The sequence below is a fragment of the Aquibaculum arenosum genome, from assembly GCF_029222965.1.
Lineage (GTDB): Bacteria > Pseudomonadota > Alphaproteobacteria > Kiloniellales > DSM-21159 > Aquibaculum > Aquibaculum arenosum.
The window spans coordinates 269678-287782 of the sequence record NZ_JARHUD010000001.1; the positions used below are offsets into that span (position 1 = coordinate 269678).

Genomic DNA, 18105 nt, shown 5'->3' on the forward strand with positions numbered 1-18105 from the left:
GCCTCAATGATGGCCAGGCACCGGGCCGGCGCCTTTTTCGTCGAGCACCGCGCCCGTCTCGAAACGTTCGAGGCTGAGGGGCTCGTTGATCGGATGGGGCTGGTCGTTGGCGATGGTGTGGGCAAAGACCCAGCCGGAGCCCGGCGTGGCCTTGAAGCCGCCGTAGCACCAGCCGCCGTTCAGGTAGAGTCCCTCCACCGGCAGCTTGCCGATGATGGGGCTGCCATCCATGGACATGTCCATCACGCCGCCCCAATGGCGCAGCAGCTTGACGCGCGATAGGTTGGGAAAGAGCGACAGCCCGGCGGTGATCACGTCCTCCACCACCGGCAGATTGCCGCGTTGGGCATAGGAGTTGTAGCCGTCCAGGTCGCCGCCAAAGACCAGGCTGCCCTTGTCCGACTGGCTGACGTAGAAGTGATGTGCGCCGTAGGTCACGACCGTGTCGATCACCGGCTTCAGGGCCTCGGAGACGAAGGCCTGGAGCAGGTGGCTCTCCATGGGCAGGCGCAGCCCGGCCATGGCGGCGAGGCGCGAGGAGTTTCCCGCCACCGCGATGCCGATCTTCTTGGCGCCGATGAAGCCGCGGCTGGTCTCGACGCCGGTCACGCGATTGCCCTCGCGCCGGATGCCGGTGACCTCGCAGTTCTGGATGATGTCGATGCCGCGGGAGTCGGCCGCGCGGGCGAAGCCCCAGGCGACGGCGTCGTGGCGGGCGGTGCCGCCGCGCGGCTGCAGCAGGCCGCCGTAGATCGGAAAGCGCGCGTCCTCGAAGTTGAGGTGGGGCACCATGGCCCGCACGCCCTCGCGATCGAGCAGTTCCGCATCGATGCCGTTCAGGCGCATGGAGTTGCCGCGGCGGCGGAAGGCATCCATCTGCGCGTCGCTGTGCGCTAGGTTGAGGACGCCGCGCTGGCTGAACATGACGTTGTAGTTCAGGTCGTGGCTCAGGTTTTCCCAGAGCTTCATCGACCACTCATAAAGGTGGGCGTTGCCGTCCAGGAGATAGTTGGAGCGCACGATGGTGGTGTTACGGCCAGTATTGCCGCCACCAAGGTAGCCCTTTTCCAGCACGGCGACATTGGTGATGCCGTGCTCCTTCGCCAGATAGTAGGCGGTGGCGAGCCCGTGTCCGCCGGCGCCGACGATCACCACGTCGTACTCGGCTTTCGGCTCCGGTTCGCGCCAGGCAGGCGACCAGGCGCCGGGGCCGCAGAGGGCGCCCTTCACCAGGCTGAAAATGGAATAATGGGTCATGCTTGCGCCGCTGTGATTTGCCTTCCGGCTGCAGCGGACGGGCGCCAGTTCGCGCCCTCAGATCCGCTTTGCCGCTGCAGAGCAGGCTAGGCACTTTCGTTCTACGGCAACAATCACGGGGCGACGCCTGGAACGCAAAGACGCGACATCGCCCAAAAAGACGCAAAGCCTTGAAAAGCAACAGCCGCAGGGAACGGCAGCTCCCTGCGGCTGTAGGTGAACGAGCCTAATTGGCGCTTACCAGCCGAGCGCGCAGCCGTCCTTGCGTGGATCGGAGGCGGCGATCAGGGCACCGCACTCCCGGTCGATGCGGATGGCCTGGGCGCCGCCATGAGGGCTCTCGACAAACTTCACCTTGTGCCCCAGTGCCCGCAGGGCCTCGGCCTGGTCTTCCGTAAACCCGGTCTCCAGTGCCAGAACTCCGTCGTGGGCGAAGCTGCGCGGACGGTCGATGGCAATCTGCATGTTCATGTCCTCGTCGAGCACCGAGGTGAGGAAAGCGGCGTGGCCGCTCGCCTGGTAGTGCCCGCCCATGACCCCGAAGGGCATGAGGGCGGCGCCATCCTGCATGACCATTCCCGGGATGATCGTGTGCATCGGACGCTTGCCGGGAGCAAAGGCATTGATGTGCCCCGGCTCCAGCCGGAAGGAGGAGGCACGGTTGTTCAGCACCACACCGGACTCCGGACCGATGACGCAGCTTCCGAAACCGTGGAACAGGGAGTTGATGAAGGAGATGGCATTGCCGTCCTGGTCGACGACGGACAGGCAGATCGTGTCGCGGTGTTCCGAGCCGCCCAGATCCAGAGCCGGGGCGTCTGCGGCCTCATTCGGCGAGATGCGCGCGCGCAACGCTTTGGCGGTTTCTTCAGAGAGCAGCTGTTCCGTCATGGCGGACATGGCGGCCGGGTCACTGATGAAGGCATCGCGCTGGGCGTAGCCTTGCTTGGTGGCTTCGGCGATCAGGTGCGTGCGGGTGACCTCGTCCAGGCCGGCCATGTCATAGCCGGAGAGGATGTTGAGGATCATCAGGGCGATGATGCCCTGGCCGTTGGGCGGGCACTCATAGACCTGGTAGCCCCGATAGTCGGTGGAAACCGGCGTCACGTAGTCGGCTTTTGCCGCTGCGAAATCTTCCAGGCTGTGATGGCCGCCCAGAGCCTGCAGGCGGCCGACCAGATCCTCGGCCACCGGGCCGCTGTAAAAGGCCTTTGCGCCGTCCAGGGCGATCCGGCGGAGTGTTGCGCCCAGCTTCGGCTGGCGGTGGCGGGTGCCGAGCGCCGGGGCCTTGCCGTCAACCAGGAGCAGTTCGCGTGCCACCGAGTCGTTTGCCAGGCGCGGCACCAGTTTTTCCCAGTCCCAGGCCACGCGCGGCGTGATGACGTAGCCTTCCTCAGCATAGCGGATGGCAGGCGCCAGGATCTCGCCGATGTCCTTGCGGCCGTGGTCTTCGGCCAAACGGCACCAGGCAGCAATAGACCCGGGAACGACCACGCCGTGCGCTCCGTCTTCCGGAATCTTGGTGAAGCCTTCCTGCCGGTACCAGTCGAGCGAGGCGCCGGAGGCCGCGCGGCCCGAGCCGTTGATCGCGACGGGCTCGGAGGCGCCCGCCGGAGCATAGAGCGCAAAGCAGTCGCCGCCGATGCCGGTCATGTGCGGCTCCACGACGCAGAGCACGGCGCAGGCGGTCAGGGCAGCATCGACCGCATTGCCGCCGGAGCGCAGCATTTCCACCGCGGCCATGGAAGCCAGCGGGTGGGAGGTGGCGACGGCGGCGCTGCCGGCGTAGAGGGCGGAGCGACCGTTCTTCTGGAAATCGCGCATGGGCGAGATTCTCGCTTTCTCTCGTGTGTCGAAGGCTTTGCCTTTTGTGATAGCGGCTCGCGGGCAGGCGGTCCAGCACCGGGCCTGTTCCACGAGCCAAACGTCGGTCAGGCGGCGCCGGCCTCCGCCATGGCTGCCTCGATGGCTTCTTCCGCCTCCAGCCAGGCTGCTTCAGCCTCGGCGATGGCCTTGTCCAGTTCGCCCAGGCGCTTTTGCAGTTCGGGCACCGCCTGTGGCTGGCTTTCGTAGAGCTTCGGGTCGGCCAGTTTCCGCTCCACTGCCTGTCGCTCGGCGGTGAGGGTTTCCAGGAGTTTCTCGGCCTGACGGGCTTCCTTGCGAAGGCCTGCGGTGGCGGCGCGCGCTTCGGCAGCGGCGCGACGCTGGTTCTTGCGGGTGGGCGTGGTGTCCCGCGGCTTATCGCTTCTGGCCTCGCGTCGCTCAGCCCGGCGCTGTTCCAGGAGCAGTTGGCGGTAGTCGTTCATGTCGCCGTCGAAGCTCTGCACTCTGCCGTCCTGCACCAGCCAGAGCCGGTCGGCGACCAACTCCACCAAGCGGGGGTCATGGCTGACCAGCACCACGGCGCCCTCATAGGCCCCCAAGGCCTGGACCAGTGCGTCTCGTGCGTCGATGTCCAGATGGTTGGTCGGCTCGTCCAGGATCAGCAGGTGCGGCGCTTCGCGGCTGATGATGGCAAAGAGCAGCCGCGCCTTCTCGCCACCGGAGAGATCGCCGGCCTTGGTGGTCGCCCGGTCACCGCCGAGGCCGAAACGCGCGAGATGGTCGCGCAGGGCCTGGGCTGTCGCCTCTGGCATTTGACGGGCCAAATTGTCCATGGCCGAGCGGGAGAGATCGAGCGCCTCGGCCTGGTCTTGCGCGAAGTAGCCGACGCGCAGTTTGCGGTCCCGGTGGCAGCGCCCTTCCAGGGGGTCGAGGCGTGCGGCCAGCAGGCGCGCGAGGGTCGACTTACCGTTGCCGTTGGCGCCGAGCAGCGCGATCCGGTCGTCCATGTCCAGGCGCAGATTGAGGTTGCGCAGCACAGGTTTGCCCGGCGCATAGCCCACAGCGGCCTTTTCGAGCTGCAGGATGGGCGGGGCCAGCGGTTCGGGGTTCGGGAAGTTCAGTGTGATCGAGGCATCCTCGATCAGCGTCACGCTGGGCTGCAGCTTCTCCAGCATCTTGATGCGCGACTGCGCCTGGCGTGCCTTGCTGGCCTTGTAGCGGAAGCGGTCCACAAAGGCCTGGATATGCCGGCGCTGGGCCTCGATCCGGGCATTCTGGGCCGCCTCGTGTTCCAGCCGTTCGCGCCGTGTGCGCTCGAAGATGTCGTAGCCACCCGAATAAAGGGTGAGCTTGCCCCCTTCGAGATGAAGGATGCGGTCCACGGCGCGGTTCAGCAGGTCGCGGTCATGGCTCACCAGCAGCAGGGTGCCGGGGTAGTTCGCCAGATGCCCTTCGAGCCAGAGCGCCGCCTCCAGGTCGAGATGGTTGGTCGGCTCGTCGAGCAGCAGCAAGTCCGGTTCGACGAAGAGCAAAGCCGCCAGGGCAACGCGCATGCGCCAGCCGCCGGAGAAGGCGGAGCAGGGCCGTTGCTGGGCCGCCTCGTCGAAACCCAGGCCGGCGAGGATGCGCGCCGCACGCGCCGGCGCGCTCTCGGCACGGATTTCGGCCAGCCGCTCGTGAATCTCGGCGATGCGGGCGGGCTCGCTGGCGCTCTGGGCTTCCTCGAGGAGCTGGCTGCGTTCGCTGTCGGCGGCCAGCACGGTGTCGATGAGGCTGCGTTCGCCCCCCGGCGCCTCCTGGGCCACCGTGCCGATGCGCTGTCGGCCGATCACCTCCACGGCGCCGCCGTCGGGGCTCAGCTCCCCGGCGATTAGCTTGAGCAGCGTGGACTTGCCTGTGCCGTTGCGGCCCACGAGACCGACGCGCCAACCGCGGTTGATCGTGGCCGAGGCTCGCTCGAACAGCACGCGTCCCTCGACGCGGTAAAGAAGATCCTGGATCTGCAGCATGGCGCCTTGATAGCAGCCGCGCGCGGAGGTGGCGAGAGGGGCGCACATTGAAGTTATGGTGCGGTTGCCGCTTGCCGCCGGCGCAGCTATAAGGCGCGCGATTTCGCTTTCTCGAGCAATTTGACCCTAAATCAGGAGACAACCACCATGGCGATCGAACGCACCCTGTCGATCATCAAGCCCGACGCCACCCGCCGCAACATCACCGGCAAGATCATCGATCGCCTGGAGACCGCCGGTCTGCGGGTGGTGGCGCAAAAGCGCGTCCAGCTCACCCAGGCACAGGCCGAAGGCTTCTATGCCGTGCACCGTGAGCGGCCTTTCTTCAATGACCTCGTGTCCTTCATGGTCTCCGGCCCGGTTGTCGTGCAGGTGCTGGAAGGCGAGGATGCCGTGGCCAAGAACCGCGAAGTGATGGGTGCCACCAACCCGGAGAACGCCGACGCGGGCACGATCCGCAGGGACTTTGCCGAGTCCATCGAGGCCAACTCCGTGCACGGCTCCGACAGCGCCGAGAATGCCGCCAACGAGATCGCCTACTTCTTCTCCGAGTGCGAGATCGTCGGCTGAGAGACTGGGTGAGCCGCTCACGAAAGTGAGCTATTCAGATAAAGCCGGGGCGGCTGAAGAGGTTGCTCCGGCTTTTCTTTTCCGCAGACACCAAGCTGCTGCTTGCTTTTGACAAGCCCCCGGCGCTGCTGCACTTTCCGGGCCTGATCGTCGATTTCCGGTGGCTATACCGGAACCACCCAGACAGATGGCAAGCAGAGGAGGCGAGGGCGCTCTATGGCCGAGGATGCGGTTTCCGTCATACCGGCGCGGGACAGCTGCGTGCTGCGCTACATGCTGGAGCATTGGGCGGTGGCGCGCCCCGACGCCGACTTCGTGCGTTTCTGGCCGGGCGAAGGCTGGAGCTATGCCGAGACGCTGGCGCGGGTGCAGCGGCGCGCGGCGGTCCTGCAGCGCGAGGGCGTGAAGCAGGGCGATCATGTGCTTTGCTGGATGGGTAACGGGCCCGATCTGCTGACGACCTGGTTTGCCATCAACTATCTCGGCGCGGTCTACATCCCGATCAATACCGCGGCGCGTGGCCGACCCCTGGCACACATTCTCGACAACGCCGATGCCCGCCTGATGATCGCCGAGCCTGACTTCCTCGAGCGGTTGAGCGACATCGCAACCGGCAAGGTGGAGCGCATCCTGGTCACCGAAGCAGGAGACTTGCCCCCGGTTGCCGGCCTGTCGCTTTCGCCGCTCCTTGACCCTGATACACCGCCGCCTGCCGAGAGCCTGGCCTTGGAGCGGCCGATCGAGCCCTGGGACAGCCAGGCGATCATGTACACCTCGGGCACCACCGGCCCGTCCAAGGGCGTCGTCTTCTCCTACGTGCAGCTCTATACCATGGGTCCCGATGCCTTCGACTGCATCGCGCAGGACGACATCTGCATGATCTGTGGGCCGATCTTTCATTGCGGCTCCACGCTCTATGTCTATGCCATGCTGGCGCTGGGCGGCAGCATGGCCATGATCCGGGAGTTCAAGACGGGGACGTTCTGGCAGGCAGTGCGCGAAACCGAGAGCAGCGTGGTTCTGCTTCTGGGGGTGATGGCGAACTTCCTGCTCAAGGCGCCGCCGACACCGGAGGACAAGGACCACCCTCTGCGGAAGGCCTTCGTGGTCCCCTTCGGCGAGGACGCGCCCAAGTTCCGCGACCGCTTCGGCGTCGAGCTCTACACTGTCTACAACATGACCGAGATCGCCAGCCCGATCAGCGCCGGGCCGATCCACAGCGGCGAGGACGATCTGGGTCTCGCCGGCCGGCCGCGGCCCTGGTTCGAACTGCGTGTGGCCGATGCCCATGACCAAGAGGTGCCGCGCGGCGAGGTGGGCGAACTGCTGGTGCGCAGCCACCGCCCCTGGGCCTTGATGAAGGGCTACTATCGCAATGCCGAGGCGACGGTGGAGGCCATGCGCAACGGCTGGTTTCACACCGGCGACGCCTTCCGCCAGGATCCTGACGGGCGCTTTTTCTTCGTCGACCGCATGAAGGACGTCATTCGCCGGCGCGGCGAGAACATCTCCTCCTTCGAGCTGGAGGCGGAGGTGGTGGCGCACCCGGATGTGAAGGAAGCCGTTGCCGTCGCCGTGCCCAGCGCGCACAGCGAGGACGAGGTGTTGGTTGTGGTCACCCCGGTGCCCGGCGCCACCATCGACCCGGAGGCACTGACTCTCTTCCTGGCCGAACGGCTGCCGCGCTTCATGGTGCCGCGCTACCTGCGCATCACCGACGATCTGCCGAAGACCGCCAGCGGCAAGCTGCAGAAGCACGTTCTGCGCCAGGACGGCGTGACCGCCGACACCTGGGACCGCGAGGCGGCCGGCCTCAAACTGAAACGCTGAAAGGATCGGATCGCCCGATGAAGGAAGCCGTCATCGTCTCCACGGCCCGCACGCCCCTGGCCAAATCCTATCGCGGGGCCTTCAACAACACCACAGCCCCGGACCTGGCCGGCCACGCCATTGCCGAGGCGGTCAAGCGCGCGGGTCTGGCGCCGGAAGAGATTGAGGACGTGCTGCTGGGCGCGGCCTTGCAGCAGGGCACCACCCACGCGAACGTGGCGCGGCCGGCAGCCTTGCGCGCGGGCCTCCCCACCAGCGTTGCGGCCATGACCCTCGACCGGCAGTGCGCCTCGGGGCTCATGACCATCGCGACCGCCGCCAAGCAGGTCCTGCATGGTGAGACGGGCATCGCTGTGGCTGGCGGCGTCGAGCAGATCTCCCTGGTGCAGACCGACGCGATGAACCTTGGTCGCTGGCGGGATCCCTGGCTGATGGCGCATCGCCCGGACGTCTACATGTCGATGCTGGAAACAGCCGAGATCGTGGCGGAGCGCTATGGCGTGTCGCGCGAGGCGCAGGACGCCTTTGCCCTGCGCTCGCAGCAGCGCACCGCCGAGGCCCAGGAGGCCGGTCGGTTCGACGAAGAGATCGTGCCGCTCACCACCCGCAAGATCGTGCGCGACAAGACCAGCGGCGAGACTTGGGAGGAAGAGGTCACTCTGACGAAAGATGAGGGGAACCGGCCGCAGACAACGCTGGCCGACCTAAAGAAGCTGCAACCCGTCTTCCGCGACGGACAGCAGGTCACGCAGGGGCGGTTCGTGACCGCCGGCAATGCCTCGCAGCTTTCCGACGGCGCCAGCGCCGTGGTGGTCATGGAGCGCGCCGAGGCCGAGCGCCGCGGCCTGTCCCCTCTGGGCGTCTACCGCGGCATGGCGGTCGCCGGCTGCGATCCGGACGAGATGGGAATCGGCCCGGTCTTTGCCGTGCCGAAGCTGCTGGAGCGCCATGGCCTCGGCGTTGATGACATCGACCTCTGGGAACTGAACGAGGCCTTTGCCTGCCAGGCGGTCTACTGCCAGGAGCGCCTGGGCATTCCTGCGGAACGCCTGAACGTCAACGGTGGCGCCATTGCCATCGGCCATCCCTACGGCATGACCGGAGCACGCCTGGTCGGGCACGCCCTGCTGGAAGGCCGGCGCCGGAAAGCGCGCTATGCGGTGATCACGATGTGCGTCGGCGGCGGCATGGGCGCGGCCGGTCTCTTTGAAATCTGCTGATTCCCACGTCTGGACGTTTGCGTCAGGCGCTGTCTAATTATTATGGTGATATGCGCGGCGAAGAGCCGCTCTGCCGCGCATGCCCGCCGCGGCGTCGGAAGAGGGAGGACGGCACATGGTTGATGACAAGACCATTTATCGCGGAAGCTGCTTTTGCGGTGCGGTCGAGGTGGCCGTGAGCGGTGAGCCCTTTGCCATGGGCTACTGTCACTGCAAGGATTGCCGGGCCTGGAGCGCCGGTCCGGTCAATGCCTTTGCGCTCTGGGGGCCCGATGCGGTCGAGGTGACCAAGGGCGAGGAGTTCCTGGCCGGCTACAACAAGACCGAGGACAGCCACCGCCGGTTCTGTAGTCGCTGCGGCGGCCATGTCATGACCCGGCATGTGCCCGGCGAGTTCGTCGACGTCTATGCGGCCGTTTTGCCGGACCTGACCTTCAAGCCGCAAGTCCACGTCAACTATGCCTCTGCTGTGCTGCGCATTCCCGACGGCCTGCCCAAGCTCAAGGACTTCCCTACCGAGATGGGAGGCAGTGGCGAGACGATGAGGGAATGACGGCCGGCGCGCCGGTTCGTCAGTTGGCAGAAACCAGGCGCGCGTCTGTGTGCCACTCCACGCGGTTGCGCCCGCTGCGCTTGCCGCGATAGAGGGCGTCGTCGGCGCGCTTGATCGTCGGTTCCAGGCTGCTTTCGTCCGACAGGGCGGCGGCCACGCCCAAAGTCACGGTCAAGCGCGCACCCGTCATCGGCTCGGGCAGGGCGAGGCCGGCGACGGTCTCGCGCAGGCGTTCGGCAAGGACACAGGCCTCCTCCAGGTCCGTGTCGGGAAAGGCGACCATGAACTCCTCGCCGCCGAAGCGACCCAGCAGATCGCCCGGCCGCAGAGCCTCCGTGCAGGCGGCAGCCACGCGCTGCAGGGTGCGGTCGCCCCCGTCGTGTCCCCAGGTGTCGTTGACGCGCTTGAAGTGATCCAGGTCGAACATGCAGAGGCTGAAGGGGCGCCCTTGGGCGCGCGCTTCCGCCCAGGCGCCTTGGGCCCGCTCCATGAAGTGGCGGCGGTTGGCGATACCGGTCAGGTCGTCGCGCTCCGCCCGATGGCGCAACTGCTCCTCCAGGCGCTGCTGTTCCGCCATGGCGCTGGTCAGGCGGTGGTTGGAATGCCGCTCCTCCGACAACAAGGCGAACTGTCGTCGTTCGAGCCGCGCCAGTCTCAGCGCTGTGCCGAAGCCCACGAAGTTGGCCATACTCAGAAGCAAACCATGGGTCAGGACCCGAACCGGCGGCAGGCCGGCCCAGAACCAAGCGGCAAAAAGGAAGCCGGCCGTGAGCAGTAAGCTGGACAGGAGGATGCCCTGCAAGAGGTTGGGCACGAAGAGATAGAAGGCAAGCAGCGCGATGATCACGGCCGTGAACTGCGTCGGCAGCGTCGTCGGGCGCAGCGGTACGATCAGAATGATGCACAGCGCGATGACGATCGGAGCAACGCTGTGCAGCCAGGGCCGCGTCAGCAGCACCGGGTGCCGGCTGAGATGGAACGCAAAGAAGAGGCAGCAGCTACTGACGGTGAGCCGCATAGCCAGCAGCAGCCAGCTTTCCTGCGTTACGCCGAGGAAGCTGAAATCGGCAATCGAGAAGCTGAGCAGGATCGCTGCCGCGATGCACAGAGAAAGGCGGCTGTCGCGCTGGACGCTGCCGAGGACTGATTCCCGAAAGGCGGCCTCCATCCCGCGGTCCCGAAACTGCCCGGTGATCGGGTGCAGTTGCGGCAGGGGTTCCTCGTTGCTCTGGGCTGCCATTCGTTAGCCTAACTCAAGCGCTTTTCGATTGAACAATGCCTGCCGGCGGCATGCAACCAGGGATCCGAGGGAAGATCGACAGAGGGGTTTTGCAAATATAAGCTGTGGGCAGCAGAAAGAAGACTGCGCTGCGCGCGATTGGGGGAGAGGGGCATGGCGATTCCCGACTATCAGGCTCTGATGGCACCCGTCCTCGATGTGGCACGGGACGGCGAGATCAAGGTATCTCAGGCGGTCGAGCGGCTGGCTGAAACCCTGGGCTTGAGCGATACGGACCGGCAGGCGCTGCTGCCCAGCGGCAAGCAGACGGTGTTTGCCAACCGGGTGCACTGGGCCAAGACCTACCTGAAGCAGGCCGGCCTGGTGGAAGCCACGCGCCACGGGCATTTCCGCACGACCGAGCGCGGCCAGCAGGCGCTGTGCGAAGCGGGCGGGCGGATCGACAACAGCTACCTTGAGCGCTTTGCCGCGTTCCGCGCCTTCAAGGCGGGAGCGGCAGCGTTCGAGAACGGAGACGATGCGCCTGAAGTGAGTATCACCACTCCTGCCCAGGATGACGAGCGCACGCCGGATGAGATCATGCGCGATGCGCATCGCCGGATCGAAAGGGAACTGCGGCACGATCTGCTGGATCGCATTATCGAAGCGCCGCCCAGCCTCTTTGAACGCCTGGTAGTCGCCCTGCTCATCGCCATGGGTTACGGCGGTTCCGCCGAAGCCACGGGGCGTGCGCTCGGGCGTTCCGGTGATGGCGGCGTCGACGGAGTGATCGACCAAGACTCGCTGGGGCTGGACCGGATCTATGTCCAAGCCAAGCGCTACGGTACAGGCAATCCCGTTGGCGCCGGGGCGATCCGGGACTTCTTCGGCAGCCTCGATCGCTTCAAGGCGGCCAAGGGTGTGTTCGTCACCACCTCCACCTTCACCCGCGAGGCCCATGCCACGGCCGATTCGCTCAGCAAGCGCATCGTCCTGCTGGACGGGAATGCGCTGGCTGGGCTGATGGTGCGCCACGGGGTGGGCTGTCGTACTGAGGAGGTGCTCCACCTCAAGCGGGTCGATGAGGACTTCTTTCTCGACTGAGTCCTCGCCGGCCCGCCTGGGCGGAGCGCTTCCCTACTTGGCCGTCAGCGACTGGATCTCGGCAATCATCTCGTCGGCGGAGCGGGTGCGGCAGTAGTGGCCCTTCATCGCCTCGATGGACCGCGCATGCCCCTCGGGCGTCTCGGCGGCGCAGGCATCCTCGATCTGGGTGACCAGATAACCGCGATCAGCGGCATCGCGCACGGTCGATTCCACGCACTGGTCGGTCATCACGCCGTAGACGATCAGGTAGTCGATGCCGAGATTGCGCAGCACGTACTCGATGTTCGTGGCATTGAAGATGCCCGATGCGGTCTTGGGGATCAGGATTTCGTCACCCTGCGGCGCCACGGCCGGGATCACCTGCGCCTCCCAGGAGCCCTTGGCGTGGTGCAGGCGTGAGATCTTGTGGTCGAGGCTGCGATCGCGGCCGTCCTGGGTCAGGCTCTCGATTACGGTGTAGATGACCTCGATGCCTGCCGCCCGCGCGGCAGCCTGCAGGCGCTGCTGAGCTGGAAGTACCACCGATTCCAGGCGCTCCAGGAAGGGCAGCATCTTCTCGGCCGGGTCGCCCGCGGTGCGGGCACGCTGCAACAGCTCCGAACTGTACTCGGCATTCTGCATGTCCACCGAGAGCAAGGCGGTACGCTGGGGAACGATGGCGCGCTCGCGGTAGATCCCGCCGGGGGCGTCAATGGCCGGAAGTGCTGTCGACATAGCCTGTTACTCCAGATCAAGGATGAGAGCGATCCCTGCACGGCAGCGCAGGTTTTCGGAACTGTAATTACAGGATTGCGCTTATCACGCAACTTCGTAACGATGGCGGTACTTCATGCTCAACGCGGGAGGTGCCCTTGCCCACCAGCACCAGCGCCGGCACAGGCACCGGCAGGCGACCGGCCACCCTGGCCGATCGCATCACCGCCAGTCTGCCCTCGCTCACCAATGCGGAGCGGCGCGCCGCCCGGGCACTCCTCGCGCGCTACCCCACAACCGGCATAGAGACCGTCGCTCTTTTTGCCGAGCGGGCTGGGGTCAGCGCACCGACCATCCTGCGCTTCATCGCCAAGCTGGGTTTCGACGGCTATGGCGATTTCCGGCGCGAACTGCGGCGCGAACTGGAAGCGCAGGCACAGTATCCTCTGACCCGGCCCCCCGAGGCCGACAGCGCGGCCTCGGGGCTGGCGAAACTGGGGAGGCGCCTGAGCGATACCATCGGCGACAGCCTTGCCATGTGCGAGCGCGGCGAACTCGACCGTCTGGTCAGCGCGCTCAGCGATGAGCGCAGGGATGTCTACCTGCTGGGCGGCGATTTCACCGACGTGGCTGCCCGACACCTCGAGTTTCATCTGCGCAAGATGCGGCCGCGGGTGCGCCTGATGGACCACGACCTGATCCGCCGTGCCGATCTCCTGGCCGACCTGCGGCGCCGGGACCTCTTCATCCTTTTCGACATCCGCCGCTATCAGCGCGACAGCGTCGACACGGCCCGCCTCGCCGCGGCGCGCGGTGCCAGTGTGGTGCTGATCACCGACCAGTGGATGTCCGACGCCGCCGAGGTGGCCGACCTGGTTTTCCGCACAAGAGTGGACGGTCCCTCCCGCTGGGACAGCCTGGTTGGCATGATCGCCTTCGTGGAGGTTCTGGCCCAGGCCTATGATGAGCAGGTCTGGTCGCGCTCGCGGCAGCGGATAGAGGCGATCGAGCGCCACAGGCAGGCACTTTGGGGCGCGGAACCCGGTGCGCCCGGCGATCATAAGTGATGGAACAATCGTACTATTCGTTACCGATTGATGTTTTGAAACGATCTCTGTAACGTGCATTTCGCAAGATAACGGTTGGGATGGGCATGGCGACATCGGGCGTGACCCTGAAGGCAGAGGGGCTGACCAAGCGCTTCGGTGGCTTGGTGGCGCTCTCCGACTATTCCGTCGAACTGAGCCAGGGTGAGGTCCTGGGGCTGATCGGGCCGAACGGCGCCGGTAAGACCACGGCCTTTAATCTGCTCACCGGTGTGCTGGCTCCCACAAGCGGGCGAATCGGCCTGGAGGGGCGTGACCTGACCGGCACCAAGCCCGAAGACTTCGCTGTCGCGGGCATCGCGCGAACTTTCCAGAATATCAGGCTCTTCCGTGATCTCAGCGTCTGGGAGAATGTGGCCGTCGGCGCGCACCGGGGCGAGGGCGCCGGCTGGCTGGCGACGCTGCTGGGACTGCCCTCCGTATCCCGGAGCGAACGCGCCCTGCGGGAGCGCGCGGCCGCCCTGCTGGCCCAGTTGGACATGGAGGAGATGGTCGACCGGCGTGCCGGCGACCTGCCCTATGGCCTGCAGCGCAAGGTCGAGATCGCCCGCGCGCTGGCGACCCGGCCGAAGGTCCTGCTGCTCGACGAGCCCGCTGCCGGCATGAACGCGACGGAAACCGCCAGCCTCACCACCATGCTGCAGGACTTGGTCGCGCGCATCCCGGATCTGACGCTGGTGGTGGTGGAGCACGACATGCGCCTGGTGATGGCGCTCTGCCGGCGCATCCAGGTGATCAACCGCGGCGTCCTGCTTGCCGATGGCGCGCCGGCGGAGATTCAGCAGGACCCGGCGGTGATCGAGGCCTATCTGGGCAGCGCACGCCGTAAGCGGCGCACAGCGGAGGCCGCCGATGCTCACGCTTGATGGCCTCGACGTCTGGCGCGGCCCCTCGCAGGTGCTGCACAACCTCGACCTGGAGGTAAAGGCCGGGGAGATCGTGGCGCTGCTGGGCGCCAATGGTGCCGGCAAGACCTCAACGCTGCTGACCATCTCCGGCCTGCTGCGGCCGCGAGGCGGGCGCGCGGTTCTCAGCATGGACGGCCGCGAGCATGACCTGCTCCGCCTGGCGCCTGATCGCATCGTCGCTGCCGGCGTTGCCCACTGCCCGGAGGGGCGGCAGGTCTTTGCTGGACTCAGTGTGGCCGAGAACCTACGCATGGGCGCCTTCTTGCGCCGCGACGGCGAGGTGGCGAGCGACCTTGCAGAAATGGGCGACCTCTTTCCGATCCTGCGTGAGCGCGCTGGCGGTCTGGCCGGACAGCTTTCCGGCGGCGAGCAGATGATGCTGGCCATCGCCCGTGCGCTGATGTCGCGCCCGCGCCTGCTGCTGCTCGACGAGCCCTCGCTGGGGCTGGCGCCGCAGATGGTGGACAGGATCTTCGACGTGATCGAGACGATCCGCGGACGCGGCACCACGGTGCTGCTGGTGGAGCAGAATGCCGGCATGGCATTGGAGATCGCCGACCGGGCTTATGTCCTGGAGAATGGCCGCATCACCCTGTCCGGCTTGGCGGCGGAATTGGCCGAGGATGCGCGTTTGCAGGAAGCCTATCTGGGCCTGGCACCGGCAGGGGAGGGAGCATGACCGGCGGCTATCTGCTGCAACAGATGATCAACGGATTGGTGCTGGGGTCGGTCTATGCCCTGGTGGCGGTCGGCTTCTCGATGATCTACGGCATCGTGCGTCTGATCAACTTCGCCCACGGCGACGTGTTGATGGTCGGCGCCTTCTCCGCCTTTGCCATCCTGCTGGTCTTCGGCTTTCCGCTCTGGGCCGCCGTCCTGGCCGTGCTGACCATCGGTGCCATCCTGGCGATGCTGATCGACTTCATCGCCTTCCGGCCCCAGCGATCCGCACCTCAGGTCAATGGTTTCATCACCTCGCTCGGTGTCTCGATCCTGATGCAGAACCTGGGCATTCTGCTGCTGTCCGGTCAGCCGCGGCCCTTCAACCTGCCGGGTTGGATGCGGACCAATCTGGATGTGCTCGGCGCCCGCATGACCGTGCTGGAAATCGTCACGGTGGCTGTGACCCTGCTGGTGCTGCTGGGCCTTACCTACTTCGTGCGCGGGACGCGCATGGGCATTGCCATGCGGGCGACGGCGGAGAACCCTTTGGCCGCGCGCCTCATGGGCATCCGGGTCAACAAGGCTATCGCGACCGCCTTCGCGCTCGGCGGGGCGCTGGCCGGTCTTGCCGGTCTGCTGTGGGCAGGGCGCGCCGGGCAGATTGATCCGCTCATGGGCTTCGTGCCCGGCCTCAAAGCCTTTGTCGCTGCGGTGATCGGCGGTGTGGGCAGCCTCGTCGGTGCGGTGTTGGGCGGCTACCTGCTGGGCTTTGCCGAGGTGCTGTTCGTCGGCCTGCTGCCGCCGTCCTTCGGCTCCTATCGTGATGCCTTCGTCTTCGGTCTGCTGATCCTGATCCTGCTGGTGCTCCCCAATGGACTCATGGGCCGCTCGACGGAGGAGCGGGCATGAGTGTGGGCCGTCACCATCTCGCATGGGGACTGCTGGCGGTGGTCGTCATTGCCCTGGTGGCCTATGCCGAGGGCTCGCTCAGCGGCTATGAGCGCACGGTGCTCGGCTTCGCCGGCATCTACGCCATGCTGGCAATCAGCCTCAGCTTTTCCAACGGACTGACCGGGCTTTTTTCTCTGGGCCACCCCGCCTTCATGATGGTGGGGGCCTATGTCGGGGCCGTCCTCACCTTTCCGGCCAATCGCAAGGGCTTCATGCTGCCGGCGCTGCCGGAGTGGCTGGCGAGCGTTGAGTGGTCCCTCTTCCCGGCGACACTGGCCGGCGGCATTGCCGCCGCGCTGGTTGCGGCAATCGCGGGCTTTCCGGTGCTGCGCCTGCGTGGACACTATCTGGCGGTGGCGACCCTGGGGCTGATCATCATCCTGCGTGTCGTGATCAACAACGCCGACGGTGCCACCCGCGGGGCGCTCGGCCTCAACGGCATACCGCGCCACACCGATCTCTGGTGGATCTTCGGCTGGCTGGCGGCGGCCTTGCTGGTTTGCTGGCGGCTCAAGCACTCCTCGATCGGGCGCAGCCTGCTGGCGATCCGGGAGAATGAGATGGCGGCCGCCTGCATGGGGGTGCCACGAGCGCGTGCCAAGCTGGCCGCCTTCTCGCTTGGGGCTTTCTTTGCCGGCGTCGGCGGCGTGCTCTGGGCGCATCTCCTGACCAATCTGACGCCGGGCTCCTTCGGGATTGCGCTGGCTTTCATGCTGGTGGTCATGGTGGTGATTGGTGGCAGCGGCAGCCTGGTTGGCGCGGCGCTGGCAGCGATCGCCCTGACCTTTCTCAGCGAAGCCCTGCGTCCTATCGAGCAGGCCATGGGCGCCTATGGTCTGGTCCAGATCGTCATTGCCGTCCTGCTGATCGCGATGTTGCTGCTGCGCCCTCAGGGCTTTTTTGGCAGCGCTGAACCATCCTTCCTGCGGCGCAAAGCGGCAGGGTCCCGGGCCGGGAGGCCCCTTTCACCTGGTGAAGAACGGGAGGTTTGAGATGAGGTTTCGTAGTCTTTTGATGGCTGCCGGCGCGGTGGCGCTGGCGGGCGGTGCCTTCGCAACGCAGGGCGAGGCACAGGAGCCGATCCGCGTTGCGGCGCTTTATTCCCTGACCGGCGGGCTTTCGTCCCTGGACGGACCGTCGCTGAAGGGTGCTGAGTTGCACGTCGACCAGATCAACGAGGAGGGCGGGGTTCTCGGTCGTCCGCTGGAGCTTGTGGTCTTCGATACCCGCACCGACCAGCAGGTGACGGCAACGGCGGCGCAGGAGGCCGTTTCCAGCGATGTCGTCGCCGGCTTCGGCCAGTCCGACACCACCTTCGTGATGGCGGCGGCGCCGACCTTCCAGGATGCCGGCATTCCCTTCGTCACCTCCGGCGCGACTCACCCCATGCTCCCGACCTGGGTGGGCGAGAACATGTTCATGGCGGCCTTTGGCGACGACGATCAGTCCTACGCCATCGCCGACTATTCCTACGACACCCTGGAGCACCGTCGGGTCTACGTCTGGACCGACAACTCCATGGACTTCACCCGGGCGCTGACCGCCTTCTTCAAGGAACGCTTCGAGGAGCGTGGCGGCGAAATCATCGATGAAGACTTCTTCATGATGGGCGACACCGATTTCTCGGCCCAGATCGCGCGTCTGGAAGCGGTGGAGCCGACCCCGGACGCCGTGTTCATCTCGGCCATTCCCAGCGAAGCCGGCCTGACCATCCGCCAGATCCGTGAAGCGGGCCTGGACATCCCCATCATCTCCGGTGACGGCTTCGACAGCCAGCTGGTGGCCACCGTGCCGGGGCCGGAACTGGCCAACGACGTCTGGTTCTCCACGCACACCTACCTGGCCGACGATCGCCCGGAAGTGCAGGAGTTCATCGATGCCTACGAGGCCAAGTTCGACCATCCGCCGGAGAATTCCTTCGCGCCGCTGGGCTATGACGCCATCGGTCTGATCGCCAATGCAATCGAGGCGGCGGGCAGCGACGATCCGGCGGCGATTCGCGATGCCTTGGAGGCCACGCGCGACTACCCGGCGGTGACCGGAACCGTGTCCTACACCCGTGAGAACATGGTGCCGCCGAAGCCGGTCTCGATCATTTCCGTGCAGAACGCGGAATTCAAGGTCGAGGACATCTGGCGTCCGGAATAAGCCGACGCCTTCGGGCCGGGGAGTCCGCTCCCCGGCCGGATTTACGT

Annotated in this window: 16 protein-coding genes; 11 read left to right on the plus strand and 5 right to left on the minus strand. The window is 66.2% G+C overall.

All coding sequences use genetic code 11. The annotated features are described in order from the left end of the window. Window positions 1–3: 3 nt before the first annotated feature. The 3 genes from P2G67_RS01220 to P2G67_RS01230 all read right to left on the minus strand — a co-directional run bounded on the left by P2G67_RS01220 (window position 4) and on the right by P2G67_RS01230 (window position 5090). Entirely contained in the window at window positions 4–1257 is a 1254-nt protein-coding gene (locus tag P2G67_RS01220; RefSeq protein WP_275819211.1) for a sarcosine oxidase subunit beta family protein, read from the minus strand. A 237-nt stretch (window positions 1258–1494) separates the two neighbouring features. After that, the gene (gene ggt, locus P2G67_RS01225; protein WP_275819212.1) at window positions 1495–3081 is read right to left on the minus strand and encodes a gamma-glutamyltransferase; all 1587 of its coding nucleotides are present in this window, start codon (window positions 3079–3081) and stop codon (window positions 1495–1497) included. 107 nt (window positions 3082–3188) lie between these two features. Then, on the minus strand, window positions 3189–5090 hold the full coding sequence (locus P2G67_RS01230) for an ABC-F family ATP-binding cassette domain-containing protein (RefSeq protein ID WP_275819213.1): 1902 nt from the start codon (window positions 5088–5090) through the stop codon (window positions 3189–3191). 147 nt (window positions 5091–5237) lie between these two features. Between P2G67_RS01230 and ndk the strand changes: the two genes are divergently transcribed. The 4 genes from ndk to P2G67_RS01250 all read left to right on the plus strand — a co-directional run bounded on the left by ndk (window position 5238) and on the right by P2G67_RS01250 (window position 9263). After that, on the plus strand, window positions 5238–5660 hold the full coding sequence (gene ndk / locus P2G67_RS01235; RefSeq protein WP_275819215.1) for a nucleoside-diphosphate kinase: 423 nt from the start codon (window positions 5238–5240) through the stop codon (window positions 5658–5660). A gap of 216 nt (window positions 5661–5876) precedes the next feature. Next, the gene (locus P2G67_RS01240; protein ID WP_275819216.1) at window positions 5877–7490 is read left to right on the plus strand and encodes an AMP-binding protein; all 1614 of its coding nucleotides are present in this window, start codon (window positions 5877–5879) and stop codon (window positions 7488–7490) included. Window positions 7491–7507: 17 nt separating this feature from the next. Next, entirely contained in the window at window positions 7508–8710 is a 1203-nt protein-coding gene (locus P2G67_RS01245) for an acetyl-CoA C-acyltransferase (protein ID WP_275819218.1), read from the plus strand. Window positions 8711–8825: 115 nt separating this feature from the next. Beyond that, window positions 8826–9263: a GFA family protein gene (locus P2G67_RS01250; protein ID WP_275819220.1), complete on the plus strand. Its 438-nt coding sequence runs from the start codon at window positions 8826–8828 to the stop codon at window positions 9261–9263. A gap of 19 nt (window positions 9264–9282) precedes the next feature. Here P2G67_RS01250 and P2G67_RS01255 read toward each other — a convergent pair whose 3' ends face one another. Beyond that, on the minus strand, window positions 9283–10503 hold the full coding sequence (locus tag P2G67_RS01255) for a GGDEF domain-containing protein (protein WP_275819222.1): 1221 nt from the start codon (window positions 10501–10503) through the stop codon (window positions 9283–9285). Between the two features lie 153 nt (window positions 10504–10656). On the opposite strand from P2G67_RS01255, the gene P2G67_RS01260 reads away from it, so the two are divergent. Beyond that, window positions 10657–11586, plus strand: coding sequence for a restriction endonuclease (locus P2G67_RS01260; RefSeq protein WP_275819223.1), 930 nt, complete (start codon window positions 10657–10659; stop codon window positions 11584–11586). Window positions 11587–11619: 33 nt separating this feature from the next. On the opposite strand, the gene P2G67_RS01265 is transcribed toward P2G67_RS01260, so the two are convergent. Next, window positions 11620–12303 (minus strand): cysteine hydrolase family protein, encoded by a 684-nt coding sequence (locus tag P2G67_RS01265; protein ID WP_275819225.1) that lies wholly within the window; start codon window positions 12301–12303, stop codon window positions 11620–11622. Between the two features lie 137 nt (window positions 12304–12440). Between P2G67_RS01265 and P2G67_RS01270 the strand changes: the two genes are divergently transcribed. From P2G67_RS01270 to P2G67_RS01295, 6 genes are all read left to right on the plus strand, one after another. After that, the gene (locus P2G67_RS01270) at window positions 12441–13349 is read left to right on the plus strand and encodes a MurR/RpiR family transcriptional regulator (RefSeq protein WP_275819227.1); all 909 of its coding nucleotides are present in this window, start codon (window positions 12441–12443) and stop codon (window positions 13347–13349) included. A gap of 86 nt (window positions 13350–13435) precedes the next feature. Next, the gene (locus tag P2G67_RS01275) at window positions 13436–14254 is read left to right on the plus strand and encodes an ABC transporter ATP-binding protein (RefSeq protein ID WP_275819228.1); all 819 of its coding nucleotides are present in this window, start codon (window positions 13436–13438) and stop codon (window positions 14252–14254) included. Continuing rightward, on the plus strand, window positions 14241–14975 hold the full coding sequence (locus tag P2G67_RS01280; protein ID WP_275819230.1) for an ABC transporter ATP-binding protein: 735 nt from the start codon (window positions 14241–14243) through the stop codon (window positions 14973–14975). Before P2G67_RS01275 ends, P2G67_RS01280 begins: the two co-directional genes overlap by 14 nt. After that, window positions 14972–15868 carry a branched-chain amino acid ABC transporter permease gene (locus P2G67_RS01285; RefSeq protein ID WP_275819232.1) on the plus strand — a complete coding sequence of 299 codons (897 nt, stop codon included), beginning with the start codon at window positions 14972–14974 and terminating at the stop codon, window positions 15866–15868. The genes P2G67_RS01280 and P2G67_RS01285 overlap by 4 nt, the downstream gene beginning before the upstream one ends. After that, window positions 15865–16902: a branched-chain amino acid ABC transporter permease gene (locus tag P2G67_RS01290; RefSeq protein WP_275819233.1), complete on the plus strand. Its 1038-nt coding sequence runs from the start codon at window positions 15865–15867 to the stop codon at window positions 16900–16902. The genes P2G67_RS01285 and P2G67_RS01290 overlap by 4 nt, the downstream gene beginning before the upstream one ends. A gap of 1 nt (window position 16903) precedes the next feature. Next, entirely contained in the window at window positions 16904–18058 is a 1155-nt protein-coding gene (locus tag P2G67_RS01295; protein WP_275819234.1) for an ABC transporter substrate-binding protein, read from the plus strand. The last annotated feature ends 47 nt before the right edge of the window (window positions 18059–18105 follow it).